This is a genomic window from Syntrophomonas sp. UBA1041, assembly GCF_002316705.1.
Classification (GTDB): Bacteria; Bacillota; Syntrophomonadia; order Syntrophomonadales; family Syntrophomonadaceae; genus DTU019.
Genome location: NZ_DCEA01000010.1, coordinates 31,328 through 31,696, shown reverse-complemented (window position 1 = coordinate 31,696; position 369 = coordinate 31,328). Strand labels below are relative to the sequence as shown.

Below are 369 nucleotides of genomic sequence, written 5' to 3'. Positions count from 1 at the left end.
TCTTGGCGATAACGGCTTCTTTTTTGCCTTTGAACACCACCTCCAGGTAGTCCAAGGCTTTATCGATGTCCATTAATCCTTGTTTTTCTACAAAAGCGCCCAGCAAAACCATGTTGGCAACCCGTGCCGTCCCGAGTTGGTCGGCAATCAGGTTTACCGGCATCTGTAAGACTTCCACATCGTCACGGGCCGGCAGCCTGTCGACCATAGACGAGTTCAAGACCAAAGTGCCGTGGGGTTTGACTTTATCTTCAAATCGGTCCAGTGAGGGACGATTCATAATAATCGCGGTCATGGGATTTTCAGTCAACGGTGAACTAATCTCCTCATCACTTATGGTCACCAGGCAGTTGGCGGTGCCGCCGCGCA

Annotated in this window: 1 protein-coding gene; it reads right to left on the bottom strand. The window is 50.9% G+C overall.

The window, feature by feature from the left end:
* A partial coding sequence (locus B2633_RS02000; RefSeq protein ID WP_483168907.1) for a 2-oxoacid:acceptor oxidoreductase family protein occupies positions 1–369 on the bottom strand: 369 nt, incomplete at both ends.